The sequence below is a fragment of the Novosphingobium soli genome, from assembly GCF_042432915.1.
GTDB lineage: Bacteria > Pseudomonadota > Alphaproteobacteria > Sphingomonadales > Sphingomonadaceae > Novosphingobium > Novosphingobium soli.
Window position 1 is genome coordinate 169,570 of the sequence record NZ_JBHLWK010000012.1, and the last position, 20,068, is coordinate 189,637.

The 20,068-nt window shown below is 68.7% G+C and carries 19 protein-coding genes and 1 pseudogene; 13 read left to right on the forward strand and 7 right to left on the reverse strand.

Going from position 1 to position 20,068, the window contains the following annotated elements:
- The first annotated feature begins 28 nt into the window (after positions 1-28).
- The 5 genes from ACFFJC_RS10220 (at position 29) to treY (ending at position 7,578) form a co-directional block, all read left to right on the forward strand.
- Positions 29-472, forward strand: a complete 444-nt coding sequence (locus tag ACFFJC_RS10220) for a hypothetical protein (RefSeq protein ID WP_379487400.1) — start codon at positions 29-31, stop codon at positions 470-472.
- Between the two features lie 6 nt (positions 473-478).
- Positions 479-1,312, forward strand: coding sequence for a ferredoxin--NADP reductase (locus tag ACFFJC_RS10225; RefSeq protein WP_379487401.1), 834 nt, complete (start codon positions 479-481; stop codon positions 1,310-1,312).
- A gap of 202 nt (positions 1,313-1,514) precedes the next feature.
- A complete protein-coding gene (glgX, locus tag ACFFJC_RS10230) occupies positions 1,515-3,617 on the forward strand; it encodes a glycogen debranching protein GlgX (protein WP_379487402.1) in 2,103 nt (700 codons plus the stop codon).
- Positions 3,618-3,631: 14 nt separating this feature from the next.
- Complete coding sequence (treZ, locus tag ACFFJC_RS10235) at positions 3,632-5,353, forward strand: malto-oligosyltrehalose trehalohydrolase (protein ID WP_379487403.1); 1,722 nt, start codon at positions 3,632-3,634, stop codon at positions 5,351-5,353.
- 5 nt (positions 5,354-5,358) lie between these two features.
- Positions 5,359-7,578 (forward strand): malto-oligosyltrehalose synthase, encoded by a 2,220-nt coding sequence (treY, locus tag ACFFJC_RS10240; protein WP_379487404.1) that lies wholly within the window; start codon positions 5,359-5,361, stop codon positions 7,576-7,578.
- Positions 7,579-7,586: 8 nt separating this feature from the next.
- Here treY and ACFFJC_RS10245 read toward each other — a convergent pair whose 3' ends face one another.
- From ACFFJC_RS10245 to ACFFJC_RS10255, 3 genes are all read right to left on the reverse strand, one after another.
- Positions 7,587-9,878 carry an outer membrane protein assembly factor BamB family protein gene (locus ACFFJC_RS10245; RefSeq protein ID WP_379487405.1) on the reverse strand — a complete coding sequence of 764 codons (2,292 nt, stop codon included), beginning with the start codon at positions 9,876-9,878 and terminating at the stop codon, positions 7,587-7,589.
- A 137-nt stretch (positions 9,879-10,015) separates the two neighbouring features.
- Complete coding sequence (locus ACFFJC_RS10250) at positions 10,016-10,519, reverse strand: nuclear transport factor 2 family protein (RefSeq protein ID WP_379487406.1); 504 nt, start codon at positions 10,517-10,519, stop codon at positions 10,016-10,018.
- 133 nt (positions 10,520-10,652) lie between these two features.
- Positions 10,653-11,204, reverse strand: a complete 552-nt coding sequence (locus ACFFJC_RS10255) for a TetR/AcrR family transcriptional regulator (protein ID WP_379487407.1) — start codon at positions 11,202-11,204, stop codon at positions 10,653-10,655.
- Between the two features lie 102 nt (positions 11,205-11,306).
- Here ACFFJC_RS10255 and ACFFJC_RS10260 point away from each other — a divergent pair, with 102 nt between their 5' ends.
- From ACFFJC_RS10260 to ACFFJC_RS10295, 8 genes and pseudogenes are all read left to right on the forward strand, one after another.
- Positions 11,307-12,293 carry a zinc-dependent alcohol dehydrogenase family protein gene (locus ACFFJC_RS10260; protein WP_379487408.1) on the forward strand — a complete coding sequence of 329 codons (987 nt, stop codon included), beginning with the start codon at positions 11,307-11,309 and terminating at the stop codon, positions 12,291-12,293.
- A gap of 97 nt (positions 12,294-12,390) precedes the next feature.
- The gene (locus tag ACFFJC_RS10265) at positions 12,391-12,747 is read left to right on the forward strand and encodes a hypothetical protein (protein WP_379487409.1); all 357 of its coding nucleotides are present in this window, start codon (positions 12,391-12,393) and stop codon (positions 12,745-12,747) included.
- Positions 12,744-14,303 (forward strand): PepSY-associated TM helix domain-containing protein, encoded by a 1,560-nt coding sequence (locus tag ACFFJC_RS10270; RefSeq protein ID WP_379487410.1) that lies wholly within the window; start codon positions 12,744-12,746, stop codon positions 14,301-14,303. Before ACFFJC_RS10265 ends, ACFFJC_RS10270 begins: the two co-directional genes overlap by 4 nt.
- Positions 14,300-14,581 (forward strand): DUF3325 family protein, encoded by a 282-nt coding sequence (locus tag ACFFJC_RS10275; RefSeq protein ID WP_379487411.1) that lies wholly within the window; start codon positions 14,300-14,302, stop codon positions 14,579-14,581. The genes ACFFJC_RS10270 and ACFFJC_RS10275 overlap by 4 nt, the downstream gene beginning before the upstream one ends.
- A gap of 16 nt (positions 14,582-14,597) precedes the next feature.
- Positions 14,598-14,787, forward strand: a pseudogene (locus ACFFJC_RS10280) (oxidoreductase); the annotation flags it as partial.
- A 154-nt stretch (positions 14,788-14,941) separates the two neighbouring features.
- A complete protein-coding gene (locus tag ACFFJC_RS10285) occupies positions 14,942-16,723 on the forward strand; it encodes a diguanylate cyclase (RefSeq protein WP_379487450.1) in 1,782 nt (593 codons plus the stop codon).
- 69 nt (positions 16,724-16,792) lie between these two features.
- Positions 16,793-17,179, forward strand: coding sequence for an antitoxin Xre-like helix-turn-helix domain-containing protein (locus ACFFJC_RS10290; protein ID WP_379487412.1), 387 nt, complete (start codon positions 16,793-16,795; stop codon positions 17,177-17,179).
- A 13-nt stretch (positions 17,180-17,192) separates the two neighbouring features.
- Positions 17,193-17,873: an RES family NAD+ phosphorylase gene (locus ACFFJC_RS10295; protein ID WP_379487413.1), complete on the forward strand. Its 681-nt coding sequence runs from the start codon at positions 17,193-17,195 to the stop codon at positions 17,871-17,873.
- Positions 17,874-17,878: 5 nt separating this feature from the next.
- Here the strand turns inward: ACFFJC_RS10295 and ACFFJC_RS10300 are convergent, their stop codons facing one another.
- The 4 genes from ACFFJC_RS10300 to ACFFJC_RS10315 form a co-directional block, all read right to left on the reverse strand.
- On the reverse strand, positions 17,879-18,775 hold the full coding sequence (locus ACFFJC_RS10300) for a response regulator (RefSeq protein ID WP_379487414.1): 897 nt from the start codon (positions 18,773-18,775) through the stop codon (positions 17,879-17,881).
- A gap of 162 nt (positions 18,776-18,937) precedes the next feature.
- Complete coding sequence (locus ACFFJC_RS10305) at positions 18,938-19,399, reverse strand: A24 family peptidase (RefSeq protein WP_379487415.1); 462 nt, start codon at positions 19,397-19,399, stop codon at positions 18,938-18,940.
- Position 19,400: 1 nt separating this feature from the next.
- A complete protein-coding gene (locus ACFFJC_RS10310) occupies positions 19,401-19,841 on the reverse strand; it encodes a TadE family protein (protein WP_379487416.1) in 441 nt (146 codons plus the stop codon).
- 19 nt (positions 19,842-19,860) lie between these two features.
- Complete coding sequence (locus ACFFJC_RS10315) at positions 19,861-20,055, reverse strand: Flp family type IVb pilin (RefSeq protein ID WP_379487417.1); 195 nt, start codon at positions 20,053-20,055, stop codon at positions 19,861-19,863.
- Between the last annotated feature and the right edge of the window lie 13 nt (positions 20,056-20,068).

Genomic DNA, 20,068 nt, shown 5'->3' on the forward strand with positions numbered 1-20,068 from the left:
TTCAGCGCAAGTAAGGAGCGAAGCAGCGATGTACGACTTCATCGACCGTCCGGTCACCGAACTCGACAACGACGGCCGCTTCCTGCTGTGGGCGATCCGCGGCTGGGTCCATTCGGCCGCCAAGGGGAGCTGCCCATTGCGGACGCTGGGCCGGGCCTTCGCCAGCTTCAACGCCGCCCTCGTCCTGCCCGACTTCCACATGGCCATGTCGCTGGTCAGCCGCCGCGCCACAGAACGGCTCTCCTTCGCGCCAATGGGCTGCCCCCGCATCGCCGAGCACGAGGCCTTGCTGCTTGCACTTTGGCGCGATGTCGGTATAGGGCGCCGCGAAAACGTGCGCGCGACTCTCGCGCACGTGGTGCCCTCCGACACGGTTGCTGCAGTCGCGCAGGCCTTGTGCCGGGCCAGTGCGGCGATGACCGTCGCCGGCTTTGGGATGGCGCTGATCAACCCGTTGAAGATCGAGGATTAGAAGTCGATGAGCGATCGCAAGGCAGAGGCCGCCACCCTGGCTCCTTCGGCCGTCCTGGAGCCCACCGGCGCGCTGAGCGTCGAGACGGTCCTGTCGGTCCGCCACTGGAACGAGCATCTCTTCAGCTTCAAGATCACGCGGCCGGCCTCGTTCCGCTTCCGCTCGGGCGAGTTCATCATGATCGGCCTGCCCGGCGACAACGGCAAGCCGCTGCTGCGCGCGTATTCGATCGCCAGTCCGTCATGGGCCGAGGAGATCGAGTTCCTGTCGATCAAGGTGCCGGACGGCCCGCTGACCTCCAAGCTGCAGCTGATCCAGCCGGGCGACCAGATCTACCTCGGCCGCAAGCCCACCGGCACGCTCGTCACCGACGCGCTCTCGCCCGGCAAGCGCCTGTTCCTGTTCGGCTCGGGCACCGGCCTGGCGCCGTTCCTCTCGCTGATCCGCGATCCCGACGTCTACGAGATGTTCGAGCAGGTCGTGGTGGTCCACTCGGTGCGCCGGGTCGACGACCTGGCCTTCCGCGAGGACCTGGAGAGCCAGCTCGCCGGCGACCCTCTGGTCGAGGACCAGGCGCTGGTGCAGCTCCACTACGTGCCGACCGTGACGCGCGAGCCGTTCCACACCACCGGCCGCATCAACACCCTGATCGAGAACGGCCGCCTGTTCGAGGGCGTGCCGGGCGAGGCGCGACTCGACCCCGCCACCGACCGTGTGATGCTCTGCGGCTCGATGGCGATGAACAAGGACATCGCCGCGATGCTCGAAGGCATGGGCTTCGTCGAAGGCTCCAACAACAAGCCGGCCGACTTCGTGATCGAGCGCGCCTTCGTCGGCTGACGCGCCTTCCCCACCCTCTCATGTCGCGGGCCCCGGTGCGAAAGATCGCGCCGGGGCCCGCTGCGGTTCGGGCCCGGCGCGCCGGCAGGGCGCGCGGTGGCCCATAGGCGGGAACGCCGCCCTGTGACGCGAGTTAGCGGTTGCAGCACCACGATGACTGCAGGCCCCCTCGCGGCCTGCGCCGTGGCATGGGAGCATCGCAATGTCGCAGGGGTCCGCCAGCTTTTCCTTCGCCCGTCCCGAACGGCTGATCCACGAGCTCGGCGCCGAATTCACCGGGGAAGGCACGCATTTCGGCGTCTTCTCGGAGAACGCCGAGGCCATCGAGCTGTGCCTGTTCAGCGAGGACGGCCGCGAGGAAATCTCGCGCATGGAGCTGCCCTCGCGCGAGGGGTCGATCTTCTCGGGCTACGTGCCCGGCATCCGCCCCGGGCAGCTCTACGGATTCCGCGCGCATGGCCCCTACGACCCGGGCCAGGGCCACCGCTTCAACCCCAACAAGCTCCTGCTCGACCCGTATGCGCGCGAGGTCTCCGGTGCGCTCAAGTGGGACGACGCGCTCTGGGGCTACGACCTCCCCAGCGGGGACGACACCACCTTCGATGAGCGCGATTCCGCCCCGTTCATGGTCAAGAGCGTGGTCCAGGACCCCGACTTCGACTGGGAGGGCGACAAGTCCATCGCCCGCCCGTGGACGGAGACGGTGATCTACGAGGCGCACGTGCGCGGCCTCACCATGCTCCATCCCGATGTGCCCGAGGCGCTTCGCGGCACCTACGAGGGCATGGCCAGCGAGCCGATCATCGCGCACCTCAGGAAGCTGGGGGTGAGCGCCATCGAGCTGCTGCCCTGCCAGTTCTTCCTCGACGACCGCATGCTGCTGGACAAGGGGCTGTCCAACTACTGGGGCTACCAGAGCCTCGGCTTCTTCGCGCCCGAGCCCCGCTTCCTGCGCGGCGGTGAAATGGCGCCGCGCGCAATCCGCCAGTTCAAGGACATGGTCAAGCGGTTCCACAAGGCCGGCATCGAAGTCATCATGGACGTGGTCTACAACCACACGGCCGAGGGCTCCGAGAAAGGCCCGACGCTGTGCTTCCGCGGCCTCGACAACGCCAGCTACTACCTGCTGAGCCCGGAGAACCCGCGCCACAGCTTCGACCATACCGGCACCGGCAACACCCTCTCCGTGGCGCACCCGATGGTCATGCGCATGGTGCTCGATTCGCTGCGCTACTGGGTGCAGGTCATGCACGTGGACGGCTTCCGTTTCGACCTCGCGTCGACCCTCGGCCGCGAGGAGCAGGGCTTCGACCGTGAGGGCGGCTTTTTCGACGCCATCCGCCAGGACCCCATCCTTGCCAGCGTCAAGCTGATCGCCGAGCCCTGGGACGTAGGCATGGGCGGCTACCAGGTCGGCGGTTTCCCGCATCCCTTCCGCGAGTGGAACGACAAGTTCCGCGACGACGTGCGCAGCTTCTGGCGCGGCGACGAAGGACAAGTGGGCGAGATCTGCCAGCGCCTGATCGGCTCCCCGGTGCAGTTCAACCACTCGGACCGCGGCGCCACCACCTCGGTCAACTTCCTCGCGGCGCACGACGGCTTCACGCTGATGGACACCGTCTCCTACAACGAGCGCCACAACGAGGCGAACGGCGAGGGCGGCGCCGACGGGCACGACAACAACATCTCCGACAACATGGGCGCCGAGGGGCCCACCGACGATGCCGGCATCGTTGCCGCCCGCGCCCGGCGCCGCCGCGCCATGGTGGCGACGCTGTTGGTCAGCCAGGGCGTGCCGATGATCCTGTCGGGAGACGAGATCGGCAATTCGCAGCAGGGCAACAACAACGTCTACTGCCAGGACAACGCCACCGGCTGGGTGGACTGGGTCAACCGGGACGATGCATTCCTGGACTTCTGCAGCCGCATGATCGCGCTGCGCCACCAGTTCCCCGTCCTCAGCCAGGAAAACTTCTTAATGGGCGAGACGGGCGACAACGAGCGCGTGGAGATCGCCTGGTTCCAGCCCGACGGCCGCCCGATGGACGAGGAGCTGTGGAGCCAGCCGGGCCTTCGCGTGCTGGGCATGCTGGTCGACTACTCGACGCGCGAAGTCTTCCTCGACGGCGGTCGGCCGCTCTTCGCCGTGCTCAACGCCGGCGACGGGCTGGAATTCACCCTGCCCGAGGGCCACTGGACCCGCATCGTCGACACCGCGCGCGAGGATCCCTTCACCGAAGAGGCGATCGCGGGCGAAGCGGCGGCGATCTCGCCCGCCAGCCTGTGCCTGTTCCGTCCCCTCTGAGCGCGCGAGGCATCATGCAGGACCTGCAATGGGGTGCTCGCAAGCGGGGCGACACGTGGCGCTTCGGGCTATGGGCCCCGGATGCCGAGGACGTCCGCGTCGAACTCGACGGGGCGGCGTTGCTTGCCAGCCCCAGGGACGCGGGCTGGTGGCGGATCGACGCCGAGGCGCAGGCCGGCGCCCCCTATCGCTGGGTCATCGACGGCACTCCCTATCCGGACCCGGCCGCGCGGGCGCAGGCGGGCGACGTCCACGGGCCGTCGCTCCTGGTGGACGCCGCGGCCTTCGCGTGGCGCCACGCCTGGCGTGGCCGCCCCTGGGACGAGGCCGTCGTCTACGAGCTGCACCTTGGCACGTTCACGCAGGAAGGCACCTTCGCGGCGGCCGCCGCGCAGCTGCCGCGCCTGCGCGATCTTGGCGTCACCATGGTCGAGATCATGCCCGTGGCACAGTTCGAGGGCACGCGCGGCTGGGGCTACGACGGGGTCCTGCCCTATGCGCCCCACAACGCCTACGGCACGCCCGATGCGATGCGCGCCTTCGTCGACGCGGCGCACGGCCTGGGCATGGGCGTGCTGCTGGACGTGGTCTACAACCACTTCGGCCCCTCGGGGAATTACCTCGGCGCCTGGTGCCCTTCGTTCTTCCACCCCGACCGCGCCTCTCCCTGGGGCCAGGGCATCGCCTTCGAGACCCCCGCGGTGCGCGAGTTCTTCATCGGCAACGCCCTGCACTGGCTGGAGGAGTACCGCCTGGACGGGCTGCGCCTCGATGCGGTCCACGCCATCGAGGACCATTCGCCAACCCACTTCCTGGACGAGCTGGGCGCCCGCATCCGCAGCCGCGAATGGGGCCGGCCCATCCACCTGGTGACCGAGGACGAGCGCAACCTCGCCCGCTACTTCGAGCCCGACAGTCCCTACGACGGCACCTGGAACGACGACTGGCACCATGCCGTCCACTGCCTGCTGACCGGCGAGGACGAAAGCTACTACGCCCCCTTTGCCGTCGATCCCGTCGGCGACATGGCGATCGCTCTGGCGGACGGCTACGTGCGGCAGGGGCAGGAGCGCTCCGACGACGCCCCGGAGCATCCGCGCGGCGAGCCGTCCGCCCACCTGCCGCGCACAGCCTTCGTCAACTTCGTGGGCAACCACGACCAGGTCGGCAACCGGGCGCAGGGCGAGCGCCTGCACCAGCTGGTCGCGGACCGGCATGCCTACCGCGTGGTGACCGCGCTCACCGTGCTGACGCCCTTCGTCCCGATGCTGTTCATGGGCGACGAGTTCCTGACCGATGCGCCCTTCCTGTTCTTCGTCGACTTCTCGGGCGACCTGGCGGAGGCCGTGCGCAAGGGCCGGGCGCAGGAGTTCGCCCGCTTCAGCAGCTTCGGCGGCAAGGTGCCGGACCCGGTCGCGGAGCAGACCTTCGCCGCCTCGCGCATCGGCCGGGCCGAACGGCCGGAGCAGGTCGCGCACGAGGCCTTCATGCGCCACCTGCTGTCGCTGCGGAGCATCCACATACAACCGTTGCTGGCGCGGAACCCGAACCCCACCTGTGCGCTTCGGCGGGAGGGTGAGGCAATCCAGGCGCTCTGGTCGTTCGGTCCCGGCACGCTGGAGCTGCGTGCGCGGTTGGGCGAAGGCGGCGCTTGGGAGCCTCATCCGCAACCGATCCTGCAGCTTGCCGACGCGTCAAGTCCCTTCGCGCTCTCCCTGGCCGCCTCACCGGAGTGAACCCGATGCCCCATCCCGTCCCGGTCGCCACCTACCGCCTCCAGCTGCGCTGCGGGGTCGACCTCGACCGGGCGCGGGCGCTGCTGCCGTGGCTGGTGGAGCTGGGCGTGAGCCATCTCTACCTGGCGCCTCCGTTCCATGCCGCGGCGGGATCGACGCATGGCTACGACGTGATCGACCCCACCCGCATCGACCCCGTGCTCGGCGGCGAGGCGGCCTTCGTCCGGCTGAGCGAGGCGGCACAGGATGCCGGAATCGGCATCGTGATCGACATCGTGCCCAACCACATGGGCTTCACGCCCGAGAACCCGTGGCTCGCCGATGTCCTCCGGCACGGGCGGGAGAGCCGCTACGCGCAGGTTTTCGACATCGACTGGGACAAGGGCCGGCTGCACTTCCCGGTGCTCGACGGCACCCCGGCCGAACTGCTCGAGGCGGGGCAGATCTCCCTCGCCGGCAACCCCGGGGACCCGCGCCTGCGCGTCTATGACCGCGAGTACCCCTTGCGGCTCACCAACACCGCGACCGGCCTTGCCGCGGCCTCGCGCACGCTGGACGCCGCGGCGCTCGACGCCCTGCTGGACGAGCAGCACTGGTCGCTCGGCCATTGGCGCACGAGCGCGGACCGGATCATCCACCGGCGCTTCTTCAACATCACCGACCTCATCGGAGTGCGGCAGGAGGACCCGGATGTCTTCGCGCTGACCCACTCCTGGATCGTCGCCCAGGTGAACGCCGGACGCATCCAGGGCCTGCGGGTCGACCACATCGATGGCCTCGCCCGGCCGGGCTGCTACCTGCACCGCCTGCGCGAGGCCGTAGGCGACACGCCGGTCTGGATCGAGAAGATCGTCAAGGCGGGGGAAGCGATCCCCGCATCCTGGCCGGTCGAGGGCATGAGCGGGTACGAGTTCATGGGTCCGGTCACCCGCCTCCTGGTGCACCCCGCCGGGCTCGAGGCAATGCGAGAGGCCTCGGCCGGGGCGGTGCCCTCCTCCACCCACCGGGAGGTGCGCAAGGTCCGGCAGGAGCTGCTGGAGCAGGTCTTCGCGCCGGAACTGGAGCGCGTCACCGATGCGGCCATGGCGGCGCTTGCCGCGCCCGAGACGGCGCGGGCGGCGATGGCGGCGGGTATCGCCAATCTGGCCGCTAAGTGGCCCGTATACCGCTCCTATGCCGCCGATCTTTGCCCGCTGTCGCCGCTCGTGACCGAGGCCGTAGCGGGCGCCGAGGGGGCGGAACCGCCGCTGCCGGCCCTGCTCGACCTGCTCCGCGCCCCCGACGACCCGCTCGCCCGCACCTTCGCCACCCGCTTCGAGCAGCTCACCGGCGCCCTCACCGCCAAGTCGGAGGAGGATACCGTGTTCTTTCGGAGCGTCGCGTTCCTGCCGTTCTGCGAAGTCGGCGCCGAGCCCGACCTCGACGCCATGGACCTGTCCCGCTTCGAGCAGGAGATGGCCGCCCGCGCCGAACGCAGCCCGCGGGCGCTGAACGCCTTGTCGACGCACGACACCAAGCGCTCCGCCGACGCCCGCGCCGTCCTCCTCGCGCTCAGCCACTTCCCGGACCTGGCCCGGGACCTCTACGCCCGCGGCCGGGAGCAAGCGATCGCGGCCGGCCTCCCGCCGCGCTGGGGCCTCTACGCGCTCCAGACGGCGCTGATGATGCGCGGACAACCCGAGGCCGAGGCCCGCATCGCCGACCACGTCGCCAAGGCCATGCGCGAGGCCAAGGACCTCTCGCGTCACGAGGCGCCCGACGAACATGCGGAAAGCACAGTAACGGATCTGTGCCGGCAGCTTCACCACGCGTTGTCCCGCGACGAGGGGCTGCCGGTGGCCTTCGACGCTCGCTACGAGGCGATCGTCCTGGCCCAGGTCACGCTCCAGCTCTGCGCGCCCGGCATCCCCGACATCTACCAGGGCACTGAGGTCGAGGCGGTGGCCCTGACCGATCCCGACAACCGCCGGCCGGTCGACTGGGACGGCATCCGCAGCGGCGCTATGGCCTCGCTATCCGCGCGCAAACTGGCCCTTACGCGCACGCTGCTGGCGCACCGCGCCGAGGATCCGGAGCTGTTCGCGCATGGCGACTTCCGCCTGGTCGATGTCGGCAGTGCCTGGCGGCTGGAGCGGAACTGGCAGGACCGCACATTCACCACCACGATCCCGCACGCAGCCTCCACCGGCGACGTCGTGTCGGCCCGGCGCGACGTCGCGGCCTAGCCAACGCGCTATCGCGCCTCCGGCAGCGCGTAGGCCACGACGGCGTTCGCCCGCGGCCCGGGAATGGCGAAGTGCCCGCCGGCGGCGATCACGACATATTGGCGGCCGCGCGGCGACACGTACGTGATCGGCATCGCCGCGCCCACCGCGGGCAGTCGCGCGCTCCACAACTCGTGGCCGTTGCCGATGTCGTAGGCATGAAGCCGGCGGTCCTGCGACGCGGCGATGAACACCAGCCCGCCCGCCGTGGCGAGCGCGCCTCCGAAGTTCGGCGCCCCCATGCGCAGGGGGATGCCGCTTGCGATTCCCAGCGGACCCGACCCTTCCGCGGTGCCCAGAGGCTTGCTCCACAGCAGCTTGCGCGTCCGGATGTCGAAGACGCTGATCACGCCGTAGGGCGGCTTCTGGCAAGGCGCATAGATCGGCGAAAGGAACGGGAAGGATTCGAAGGCATAGGGCGTGCCGGCCTGCGGGAACATGATGACGCCGCCCTCGAACCCGCCCTTCACGTCCCGGCCGCCGCGCTTGGGAGCAAGGCGGTTCATGTTGGCGAAGTGCAGCGTGTTGACCACCATCAGCCCGCGCTGCGGATCGATGGCGACGCTGCCCCAGTTGATGCCGCCGCCCACGGCAGGATACGTGATCGTCGGCCGGGTCGTGATCGGCGTGAACTGGCCGTGGTAGTTCGCCTTGCGGTACTGGATCCGGCACATCATCTGGTCGATCGGTGTAATGCCCCACATGTCGCTCTCGCGCAGGTCCGCCCCAGCGACGGAGGGAAAGCCGGTGGTGTAGGGCTGCGTGGCAGCAGTCCACTCGCCCTTGACCCCGCCCTGCGGCACCGGTTTCTGGACCACGGGATCGATCGGCACACCGGTGCGACGGTCGAGGACGAAGATCTCGCCGCGCTTGGTCGGGACGATCAGGGCGGGCCGTCCGCCGGGAAGATCGACCGCGACGCTCTGCGCCGCCAGGTCGTAGTCCCACAGATCGTGATTGACGGTGCGGAACGACCACTTGCGAAGGCCGGTGCGCACGTCGATGGCGACGAGAGTGTCGGTGAACGCGTCCGCGACCTTGGAGCGGAAGCCGGAGAAGTAGTCGGGAGGGCTATTGCCGGTCCCGACGTAGACCAGGCCCAGCGCTTCGTCCCCGCTGAACACGCCCCAGGCGTTCGGCGTGTCGCGCGTATAAATCTCGCCCGGCCGCAGCATCGTCTGTCCCTCGCGCCCGGCATCCCAGGCCCAGCGAAGATCTCCCGTCTCGGCGTCGTACCCGCGGATCACTCCGGAGGGCGAGTCGAACGAGCCGAAGTCGGAAATGCTTTGGCCCACGACCACGACGCCGCCGACCACCGTGGGCGGGGAAGTGGGCAAGGCCGCGTCGGGTGGCATCGGGCCCATGCCCTGCCGCAGGTCGGCGATGCCACGGGCCCCGAAGCCGCGGCACGGCCGGCCGTCGGCGGCGTCGATGGCGACCAACTGGCCGGCGGCGGTCGTGAGGAACAGGCGCCTGGCGCACTCCGCCGTCCTGGCGCTCGCCTCATAGTAAGCGACCCCGCGACACTTCCACCCGCGGAACGGCGATCGGTCCGGTAGCGCCTGGTAGCGCCAGATCTGCCGACCGCTGTCCTGGTCCAGCGCCACCACCGTCCCGGATTCGATGCATAGGAACAGGCGTCCGTCCACCGCCAGGGGAGCCGCCTCCAGGCTCGGCGTGCTGCTGGTGTTGAGGGCGGCGTCGTAGCGCCAGGCTTGCTGGAGCCGGCCCACGTTCGCCGTGTCGATCTGGGCCACGGCGCCGTAGCGGGTGCCCGCCAGGTCGTGGCCCCAGTGCCGCCACTCGGCCGGTGCCTCAGGGGAAGGCGAGAGCTTGGCAGCCGGCGGCAACTCGCTGTCGGCGGTCTGCAAGCGGATGAACGCCACGGTCAGCAGGGCCAGTGCGAGCAGCGTCGGCGCGCCGACCCACCAGCGGCTCGCTGCGGTGGCACGCCGGATGGGGCCGGGCAGGAACAGCAGCCCGACGACTGCCGGCGCGGCCAGGCGCGGCAGCAGGGCCCAGCCGTCGAGCCCGGCTTCCCATAGGCTCCAGACGATCGTCCCCGCCAGCATCGCTCCGAAGAGCCAGGCTGCGTAGGCCTTGCGCCTGAGCAGTCCCACCGCGCTGGCGACCACCACGAGGCCCGTCACCACATAGTACGGGCTGCCCCCGGCGAGCACGAGCGCGATGCCGCCGATCGACAGCACCGCGCCGACGATCCCGAGGATCGCCGCCAACATCCAGACACCAAGCCTCTCCATCGACAATCCTCCCCCTCGTCGCCGCTTTGCCGGTCTTCACGTCCGGCTTGTGTTCCCTTCATGCGGCTCGGACCATGCGCGCGGGCGCCGTTGCCGGGCCGGACAAGCGGGATCGCCGCACAGATGCGCAAAGCCCGTCACGCGAGGAAGCGGATGCGTCCTGCCGCAGCTTCGCCGAACAGCGAGAGCAGGACGTAGTCGGTGTCGATCCCCGGCATCGCCTGCATCACCCGGACATCGCCGCTGTGGGATACCATCCGAGAGGTGCGCTCGCTGATCCGCCACCCCGCCCGGGTGCGCGTGAGCACGTCGTCGTACCAGCCGGTCGACTCGAACAGGCCTTCGCCGCCCTCCAGGGCCCGGCGGAAACGGCCGCAGACATAGCTGAAGCAGCAGGCCCGCTCTCCGTCGATGCGCACCGCATGGCCCGACACCATGTGCTGGGTGGCGGAAAAGACCGCATGGATGCCTTCGTAAGACGCAATGAACGTCTCGATCCCCGAGAACGCGGCGCCGCCCCCGAAGTCGCAGCGGATGTCGTCCGTGAAGATCTCGCGGAAAAGGTCGTAGCGGTGCGCGTCCACGGCCACCGCATAGAGGTTCACCACGTTCACGATCTGCGCGAAATCGTCGCCGGCCATGCGCCTCACCCCCTACTTTCGGCCGCTCCTTGCAGCAGCCCCGAATCGGTGAACACTTGTTCACCTTGGTGGTGGGTACCGCGCCCTCCTCGAATTGGGAAGACCCGCGCCGTCCTTTCCGCGCCTCGGGAACTCAGCCGTCTGCCATCGCCTGCAGCGCGCGTGCCATCAGTCGCGCGGCGTCCTGCCGGGTCCGGGGCTCCAGCCCCAGGTCCATGTTGCGGTGAAAGATCGCGAAGCCGGTCGTCATCGCCAGGAGGTTGATCGCCGACGCCAGCCCCTCGTCCCCGTCCAGCCAGTCGGCCATCGGTCCCACGATGCGCTCCTGCACCACGCGGACGGTAACGGCACGCGACTCCGGATCGCCGAGCGCGAGCGCGATCATGGCCGGGGCGACCATGCGCGAGCCGGGGTCCAGAACCGAGGCGACGATCGCTTCTCCGAGCTGCGGACGATCCGACTGGAAGTGCTGGAGGGGAATGATCGCCGCGATCAGCGCTTCCTCGAACAGCCGCGCCTTGGTGCCGAAATACTTGAGCAGGAGCGAAGGTGCCACCTGGGCCTGCCGGGCGATCTCGCGCAAGCCGGCGTGCGAATACCCATGCTCGGCGAAGACGGTCTGGGCGGCGAGGAGTATCCGCGCCTTGGTTTCGGCAGAACTGCGGGAGTCGGAAGCTGCGGACATGATCGGGCGGCGCTAGCACGCGATTGACAGACCCGGAAGGCGCGGGGTAGTGAACACCCGTTCACCATCGCGCGGACGTTGGGACACAGGGGGGGGGCGGGAATGGCCAGAGTGGTGCGCTTCCATGCGTTCGGCGGACCGGACGTCCTGCGCGTCGAAGAGGTCGAAGTGCCGGAGCCTGCGCCCGGCGAGGTTCGGGTCGACGTCGCCGCCATCGGCCTCAACCGCGTGGAAGCGATCTACCGCAGCGGCGGCTTCGGCCCGGTCTCCCTTCCGGCCAGGATCGGCTACGAAGCCGCCGGCATCGTCGAGGCAGTGGGTCCGGGAACGAAGGGTGTCGCCGTGGGCGACAAGGTCGCGGTCCTCTACGGATTGTCGATGGAGGCCTACGGCACCTATGCCGATCGCATCCTCTACCCTGCCGATCGCCTCGTCAGGCTGCCTCCCCAGAGCTCGCTCGTCGAGGCTGCGGCAAGCTGGATGCAGTACGGTACCGCCTATGCCCTGGTGGAGGTCGCCCGCATCGCTCCCGGCGATCACGTCGTCATCACCGCCTCCTCCTCCTCGGTGGGGGTGGCCGCGATCCAGATCGCCCATGCCGAAGGCGCCATCCCTGTCGCCGTGACGCGCGGCCGGTCGAAGAAGTCTCAACTGGAAGCGATTGGCGCCAGCCACGTGATCGTGACGGACGAGGAGGATCTCTCCTCCCGCCTTGGCGCGATCACCGGCGGCGCAGGCGTGCGGGTGGTGTTCGACGCGGTCGGAGGGCAGCAGCTGGCCACCCTGCTGCCGGCGATGAGGCCGGAGGGAATCGCGATCTTCTACGGGCTCATGGGCGGAGCCAGCATGGAGATCCCGCTCGCGCCGGTCATGCTGGCCAACCTCACCTTGCGGGGGTGGTCGGCCAATGCGGTCGTCGATGACCCGGAACGCCGGGCGGCCCTGGTGCACTACGTCAGCGGCGGACTGGAAAGCGGTGCTCTGCGCCCGGTGATCGCAAAGACGTTCGCGCTGCAGGACGTGGCAGAGGCGCATCGGTTCATGGAGGGCAACAGTCAGGTCGGCAAGATCGTGCTCGTCACCCGCTAAGCCGCCGCGGGCCTCGACCTGAGGCGCATTGACAATCGCCCTCGTGCATCCTAGCGGCGTGCGACTGCCTCGCAATAGCGCCTCTGAGACACAGCCCTTGAATCATCGCCGCGTCCAGACCCCCAGTTCCGTCCCATCCCGCGCGGCGGGGCGCAAGCCGGTTGCCCGCCGCGGTGAGGTCGCTGCGCGGATCCTCGCCGCGATCCCCGCGAACTACGCCGTGACGTCGCTCGCCGCCGCCTGCACCGCCCGCCTCCTGTGGCAGGGTCTGGGCATGGACGCGGCCAATGCCAGCGTCACCGCGATGCTCGCCTCCTTCGCCCTCTTCGCGATCCTTGCGCTGGTTGCGTTCGGCACCCGCTCGGCGTTTCGTCTTTGGGCCTGGCTGATCGGCGCCGCCCTCGTGATGGGCGCCGGACTGTGGATCTCGGTGGCCACGGGAGGGCGGCTGTGAAGGACAGCCTGCGCCAGTCGATGGCCCTGCTTCACACCTGGAGCGGGCTCCTGCTCGGCTGGCTGCTCTTCGCGATGTTCGCCACCGGCACGGCCGCCTACTTCCAGGACGAGATCACGCGCTGGATGCAGCCCGAAGTCACGGGCCGCGCCGATCCGGTCGCCTCCGCGCGCGGCGCCGTGCGCTATCTCGACACAGTCGCGCCTGACGCGCGCAGCTGGTACATTTCGCTGCCCAATTCCCGCGGCGCGACCACCCAGGTCTACTGGCAACCCGCCGGAGAGCGGCCTCCCGGGCGCAGGATGACCCAGGCGGTCCTCGATTCCGAAGGGCATGCGGTCACTCTGCGCGAGACGCGCGGCGGCTTCTTCCTGTACCGCTTCCACTTCGACCTGCACTATATGCCGGTCCTATGGGCGCGCTATCTCGTCGGTATTGCGGCGATGTTCATGCTCGTGGCGATCCTTTCCGGCGTTGTGACGCACAAGAAGATCTTCGCCGATTTCTTCATGCTGCGCTTCGGCAAAGGCCAGAGGAGTTGGCTGGACGCGCACAACGTGACGGCGGTGATGGCCCTGCCCTTCCACCTGATGATCACCTTCACGGGCCTCGTGACGCTCGCCTCGCTCTACATGCCCTGGGGAATTGCAGCCAACTATGCGGCGCCTGCCGGCTTCCAGGAAGCGGTCTTCGGCCGTTTCGACGCGCCGGAACCCACCGGCCGACGTGTTCCGCTGGCGGACCTGGGGCCGATGATGCAATCCGCGTCCGCCTCTTGGGACGGCAAGCAGGTCGGCTACATCAGCGTCTCCAACCCGAACGACGCGGCCGCCCGGGTCGACATCGGCCGCGCGCCCGGCGAGGCGATGGGCGCTCGCGGCGAGACGGCCAAGTTCGAGGGTGCCACGGGACGGCAGATCGGCGAACACCGCGCACAAGGGGCGGCACTCGCCACCGAAAGCGTCATGATCGGGCTGCACAGCGGCCGGTTCGCGGAATGGGGCCTGCGCTGGCTCTACTTCCTGAGCGGCGTCGGCGGCACGATCATGGTGGGCAGCGGGCTGGTGCTGTGGACGGTGAAGCGGCGCGCCAAGCTGCCGGAACCCGAGCGGCCCCATTTCGGCTTCCGCGTCGTGGAGCGGCTCAACATCGCGACCATAGCCGGGCTGCCGGTCGGGATCGCGGCCTACTTCCTGGCCAACCGCCTGCTGCCGCTGCACATGGCGGACCGGGCGGAGCGAGAGATCGATTGCCTCTTCCTGGCCTGGGCCGCCGTGCTCGCCTGGGCGCTGGTACGCCCCGCCAAGCGCGCCTGGACCGAGGCGCTGGCCCTGGCCGGCGCCGGCTTCGCTGCGGTGCCGGTGGTCAATGCGGTGACGACTTCGCGCGGGCTTGCCGCCAGCCTGTGGGCGGGGGACTGGGTCTTCGTCAGCTTCGATCTGGTGATGATCGTGCTCGCCCTCTGCTTCCTCCACGCGGCCGGCCGCGCCGCGCAGCATCGGAGCCGGCCCGCTACCAGCGTCCGGCGCGCCGCCCCCAAGGTCTCCGGAGCATGATGCACCTGCTCGTGTTCCTGATGGTCCTCGCCGCGTTCCTCGCGCTGGCGGCCGGGATGAAGCGACACCAGCGCGACCTCTTGGGGCGCACGCTTCCGTTCGGCCAGACTCGCGTGGTGCGCAGCGCCGGCTGGCTGTTGCTCGCCGCCGGCTGGGTGCTCGACACAGTGCTGCTGGGCCCTGCCGTGGGAACGCTGGCGATTCTGGGAGAGGCCAGCATCTCCGCCTGGCTGTCGATCGCCATCATCAACCGCCAGAGCGCCCGCGCGGGTCGCTAGCCGGCGCTCAGGCCGTAAGGACGCGCCGGAGGCTGACCTAGAGGCCGAGGTCTTCGCCAAGATGCGTCCGCTCTCGCTCGTTCGCCGGCTGATCGAGGCGGACGAGATCGCAGCGCAAGTCGCGCTGCTTGCCAGCCCGCTGGGCGCGAAAACCAACGGCGCGGCCATTCGGGTCGAGAGGCGGAATCGTTCTCACCATCGCCTGAGCCGCCGTCGAAGCACCTGTCGCGCTGCACCTGCGAAAATGGTTGCAAGGCGGCAGGTTTTCACCGAGGGCGTGGGCGAACCGTTCTACGGAGATTACCCTTGGTCGGATCGTTGTCCAGCCGGATCGTGGTGCTCTGCAGCATCCTGTGCCTGATGCTGGCGCTTTCCGCAGGTCTGCTGCTCGAGGGGTCCTCGCAAATGCGGGCCAGCCTGAGCTGGGTCACCCACTCTTCGCAAGTGCTGCGCGCCGCGCATAGCGCACGCAACCATCTCCAGCACGCGGAATCGGGCCAGCGCGGCTTCGCGTTGACGCACAATCCTGAGTTTGCCGAAAGCATCGACGCAGAGATCGCCGGCGCCCGAGGTGCGGCGAACGACCTGGTCGCCCTCACCACCGACAATCCCGCGCAAAACGCGCGCGCGGTCCAGATCCGCAGCCTGCTGATGCAGCGCAGCGACGCCGTGAATGAGATTTCCCGTCTCGCCCGGGCCGGCGATTTCACCGGCGCCGAAGCGGCGATTGCCTCAGGACGTGGCCGTAACCTCATGCTGCTGGTGGATGCGCGCGTGAGCGACCTGCTGAATGAGGAGCGTGCGCTTTCCCACCAGCGCATCGCCGCAGTCGAGCGGCGCCTCAGCTTCATTCGGTGGCTGGTCGCGTTGGGCACGCCCATTACGGTAATCACCATCGCCATCATGAGCGTCGCGCTGATCCGTCGCATTCGCACGCCGGTTGAGGCCATGATGACGGTCATGGGCCAGCTCGGTGCGGGCGACCGCACTGCGCGCATCGATTCCGACATGGCTTCCAGCGAATTCCAGCGCCTCGCCAGCGGCTACAACGCCATGGCGGAGGAACTGCAGGCCGCCGTGGCCGACCAGGCCCAAAGCCAGGAGCACCTGCACAAGGCGAACCTCGAACTCAGCCATAATGCGCGGGTGCTGCGCGAACGCGGCGAGGTGATCGAGCTTCTGGGCGGAATGGCCCATCGGATGCAGGCGGCCCGTACCGACGAGGAGCTCGCGGCGATCATCCGCGTCTTCGTGCCCAGGGTCCTTCCTGAAATCCCAGGCGCGCTCTACGCCCACAACAACTCGCGCAATCTGCTGGTGCCGATCGCCGCATGGGGCGGCTTGCAGGTGGACAGCGCCGGGTTTGCGCCCGATCAGTGCTGGGCCTTGCGGCGCGGACAGAGTCACTTCGTGGTCGAGCCGGGGTCGGACATCGTCTGCGCACACGTGGGCGACGAGACGCACCACTACCACTGCGAGCCGCTACTGGCCGGGGGCGAGGTCATCGGCGTCCTCTATCTCAAGGGCGTGGTCGGCGCGGAAAGCCGCTTCCGCCTCACCGTCCTGGCTGAGAACATCGCCTCGGCCCTGGTGAACCATCGCCTGCAGCGGGGCCTTCGCGAGCAGACGATCCGCGACCCGCTCACCGGACTGTTCAACCGCCGCTACATGGAGGAGACGCTGGCGTTGGAGATCTCCCGCGCGTCAAGGTCGGGCAGCCCGCTCAGCCTCGTCATGTGCGACGTGGACCACTTCAAGCGCTTCAACGATGATTTCGGACACGAGGCCGGCGATGCCGTGCTCCAGGCCGTCGCGGCCGAGATGCGGAGCCGCTTCCGGGAGGGCGACGTGGTTTGCCGCTTCGGCGGCGAGGAGTTCACCGTCATCGCTCCCGGCACGACGGCTGCGGTGCTGCTGGACCGCGTCGAAGGGGCAAGGCAGGCGATCGCCGAGCTCAACGTCCAGCAGGGCGGACGCACCCTGGGCTCGATGACGATGTCGTTCGGCATCGCCAGCTGGGAGGATGACATGGAGCGCGACGGATCGACACTGATCAAGGCTGCCGACGCGGCGCTGTATCGCGCCAAGCGCGAGGGCCGAGACCGCGTGGTGGTCGACGGCAGGGCCGAAGCCGCCGCTTGAGCCACATATCCTGATCGGAAACTTGCGTTTGGAGCAGATCCTGCACATATACGGGGTGAAAGGATCGTCATGGCCACTTCGTCCCTCGCCCATGCGCCGAACCGTAAGGACCTGACCGCGCCCGCTCTGCGCACCTTCTTCCGCATCGCCGAGGCATGGGGACTGAAGGAGCAGGAGCAGATGCGGTTGCTGGGGCTGGACAGCCGTTCGACCTTCCAGTCGTGGAAACGCGGCGCGGTCTCCGCCATCCCCAAGGACGCGCTAGAGCGGATCTCCTACGTGCTGGGCATATACAAGGGCCTTCAGATCCTGCTGCCGCGAAGCGCCGACGAGTGGGTCCACAAGCCGAACGACAACCCGCTGTTTGGCGGCCGGTCGGCGATCGCGCGCATGACATCGGGCAACGTGGCCGACCTCTACGTCGTTCGCCAGTACGTCGACGCGCAGCGCGGCTGAGACGGCTTCCGACATGGAGGTCCCGGTCGTTCGCATCCGATGGACACCGTGCTATCGCATCGTGCCCAGCCGCTTCCCGCCCGTGTCCGTGTTCGACAAGGTGGCCGATCCCGCGGACCTGGAGGCGGTCTTCGCGCTGGAGGCGATGACCAACGATCGCTTGCGCGAGGAGGCGGGCGACCTGGCGCTCGTGCCCGCGCCGGATCGCGTCTCCGGTCCGGGAACGACGCCGATCATGGCCGCCTTTACCCACCTCGCCCCGCAGGGCAGCCGCTTTTCCGACGGGAGCTTCGGTGTGTTCTATGCGGGACGGACCATCGAAACGGCCGTGGCTGAAACCCGGTATCACCGCACCCGCTTCATGCTCTGGACGCGCGAGCCGGCGCAGGAGATCGACATGCGCGTCTACGCCGCCGATCTAGACGGCCGCATGCACGAGATCCGCGACAGCGTGGACCCGGCAGACCCGATCTACGATCCGGCACGCTACGGGGCATCGCAGGCATTCGCCGCCGGCCTGCGCGCCCGGGGTTCGGACGGGATCGTCTATCGCAGCGTCCGGCACCCGGGCGGCGAATGCGTGGCCGTGTTCCGGCCTCGACTGCTGTCGCACTGCCGTCAGGAGCGGCATCTGTGCTACGTCTGGGACGGCCAGGCGATCGCGACGGTGTACGAGAAGCGGGCCTTCGGCTGACCCTTTCAGCGGTGCTGTCGAAGCTGGTCGGCCAGGTAATCGACGAGGGGCTGCTCGAACTTGGGATCGATCGCCAGGAAGTGCCGGCGCCGGTCCTGCTCGTCCGGCAATCGGCACAGCACGCCTTCATCGACGAGGCGGCGCACCAGGCGCAGCGCCGTGCTCATCGGCGCGCCCGAAGCGATGCACGCGCTCGACACGGAGACGCGCCGATCCTCGATCTTCGCCAGGAGCAGGTCCAGCAGCATCGCCCAGGTAGGATCGCCGAAGAGCTCGCCTCCGCCGATCTCGCGACGCTTCATCTCGCGGCGCAGCAGGTCGCGGATGAAGCCCGTCAGCTGTTCCGGCCCCGCGGGGCCGGGGCTGGCCGCAGTGGCTGCGGCCGCCTTGACCTGCTGGGCCGGGCTTTCGACGAGCGGCGCCGGGTCGTCCATTAGGTGGGCAAGCCGTTGCAGTTCGCTGCTGAGGTTGGAGATTTTGTCGAGCAACACCTTGCGCGCGCCGGAGGGCGGCGGCATCCCGCGGATGCGCTGTAGCGCGCTGCGCAGGTCTGCCTGGCTGATCGGCTTTTCGAGGAAGTCGACGGCCGACGCTCTCATCGCGTCGATCGCGACGTCCTTGGTGGCATAGCCTGTCGCCATGATGACGCGCAGTTGCCGGCCCTGCTCGTGGGCATGCTGCGACAGTTCCTGGATCAGGGTGATCCCGTCGAGCCCGGGCAGGTTGTAGTCGACGATGGCGATGGAGATGTCGTACCGCAGGAACAGCGCCATTGCCTCCGGCCCGGTCGAGGCGACGAAGGGCTCGTAGCCCATCTGCCTCAGGCTGAACGCGCATTCCTCACCCCAGTCGGCATCGTCGTCCACGATAAGGACGGGCTCCACCGGTATGGGTACGCCCATCTGCATAGCCCCCGACGAATCTTCGGACGAGGCAGCCTCCTCCAAGAAGTCCGCTCCGCATCCGTCCTGATCGACTGCCCCCGGGGCCAGTATCGCCCCCAGCCTTGTGCGCCAATTCTTAGGCATCGCATATACCCGCCATACCGTTGCGAATGCCCCCATTCACATTCCCGGCAGATGTTGCTGCATGGCGACCGATACGATTGCAACTGCGACTATCGCCGATGCATCCGGTCTGCGCCTAACCGCTCCCGCCTGTTGAAAAGCAGCTAACAGAAATAGCGTGAGGACCGCAACGCTCATCATCACCAGCGTGCCCGTCATCCCGACCCACGTGGCGCCGGCCGCCATGAGCTTGAGCTGGCCCCCGGTCAGGATCCGCAGGCGCGTCTGCATGCGCAATGCTGTCACCATGGCACTGGTCAGGAGCAAGCATCCCAAGCCCGCCGCGCAGGACCAGGCCAGGGCTGCCGGGCCGCCGCGCAGGAGCGCGGCAGCAAGCCCGCTGCCCGCGAGCAGCAGATAGAGCCAGTCCGGCGTGCGATGGCCTTCCCAGGGCAGCACGACCACCGGCACCAGCACGAGGATCAGGAGCGCCAGGTCGAAGTAGCCGAGGGCGGCCATCTCAGTACCCGCCATTGGTCACCGTCACGCTCGCGGCCAGTTCGCTGGAGGGCAGCGGCACGAGTGGAACATATCGCATCAGCGGGCTCCCCGTCATGTCGTAGCGGACCTCCACGCGGAAGGTGCCCGTCACCTCGCCCGCCTCGGCGGTGATGACGGGCTCGCTGCTGCCGCCCAGCAGCGAGCCGTAGTTGTCGATGACGTCCCGGGCGCGGGCTTCGGCCAGGCTCGTCCGCTCCGCCGGGGACAGACCCGCGACCGCCGCGCGCGCGCCTTCCGCCGCCGCTTGGCGGACGCCAATCAGGCCGGTGAAGTAGATCGAGTAGACGATGATCGCGAACACCAGGAGAAGCAGCACCGGAGCCAGCATGACGAACTCCAGCGCCGCGATTCCGCGGCTGCATCCAAGCGTGCGGAACCTCGCCCGTGTCTTCATGCACATCGGTGATGCCTCAGCCTCATCACTCCTCTTCGTCTGCCGGCGCAAACATCTTCGTGAACGCTCCCTCGAGGTTCTCTTCGAAGCTCGAAGTCGCCACGCCTATAGCGGCCACGACGATGGCGCCGAGCACGGCGTATTCCACGGCAGTCAGGCCGCGCTCGTCGCGGCGCAGGCGGCCCATCATGTTACGGATCGAAGTCATCATTGTACGCATTCCCCATTCTCCT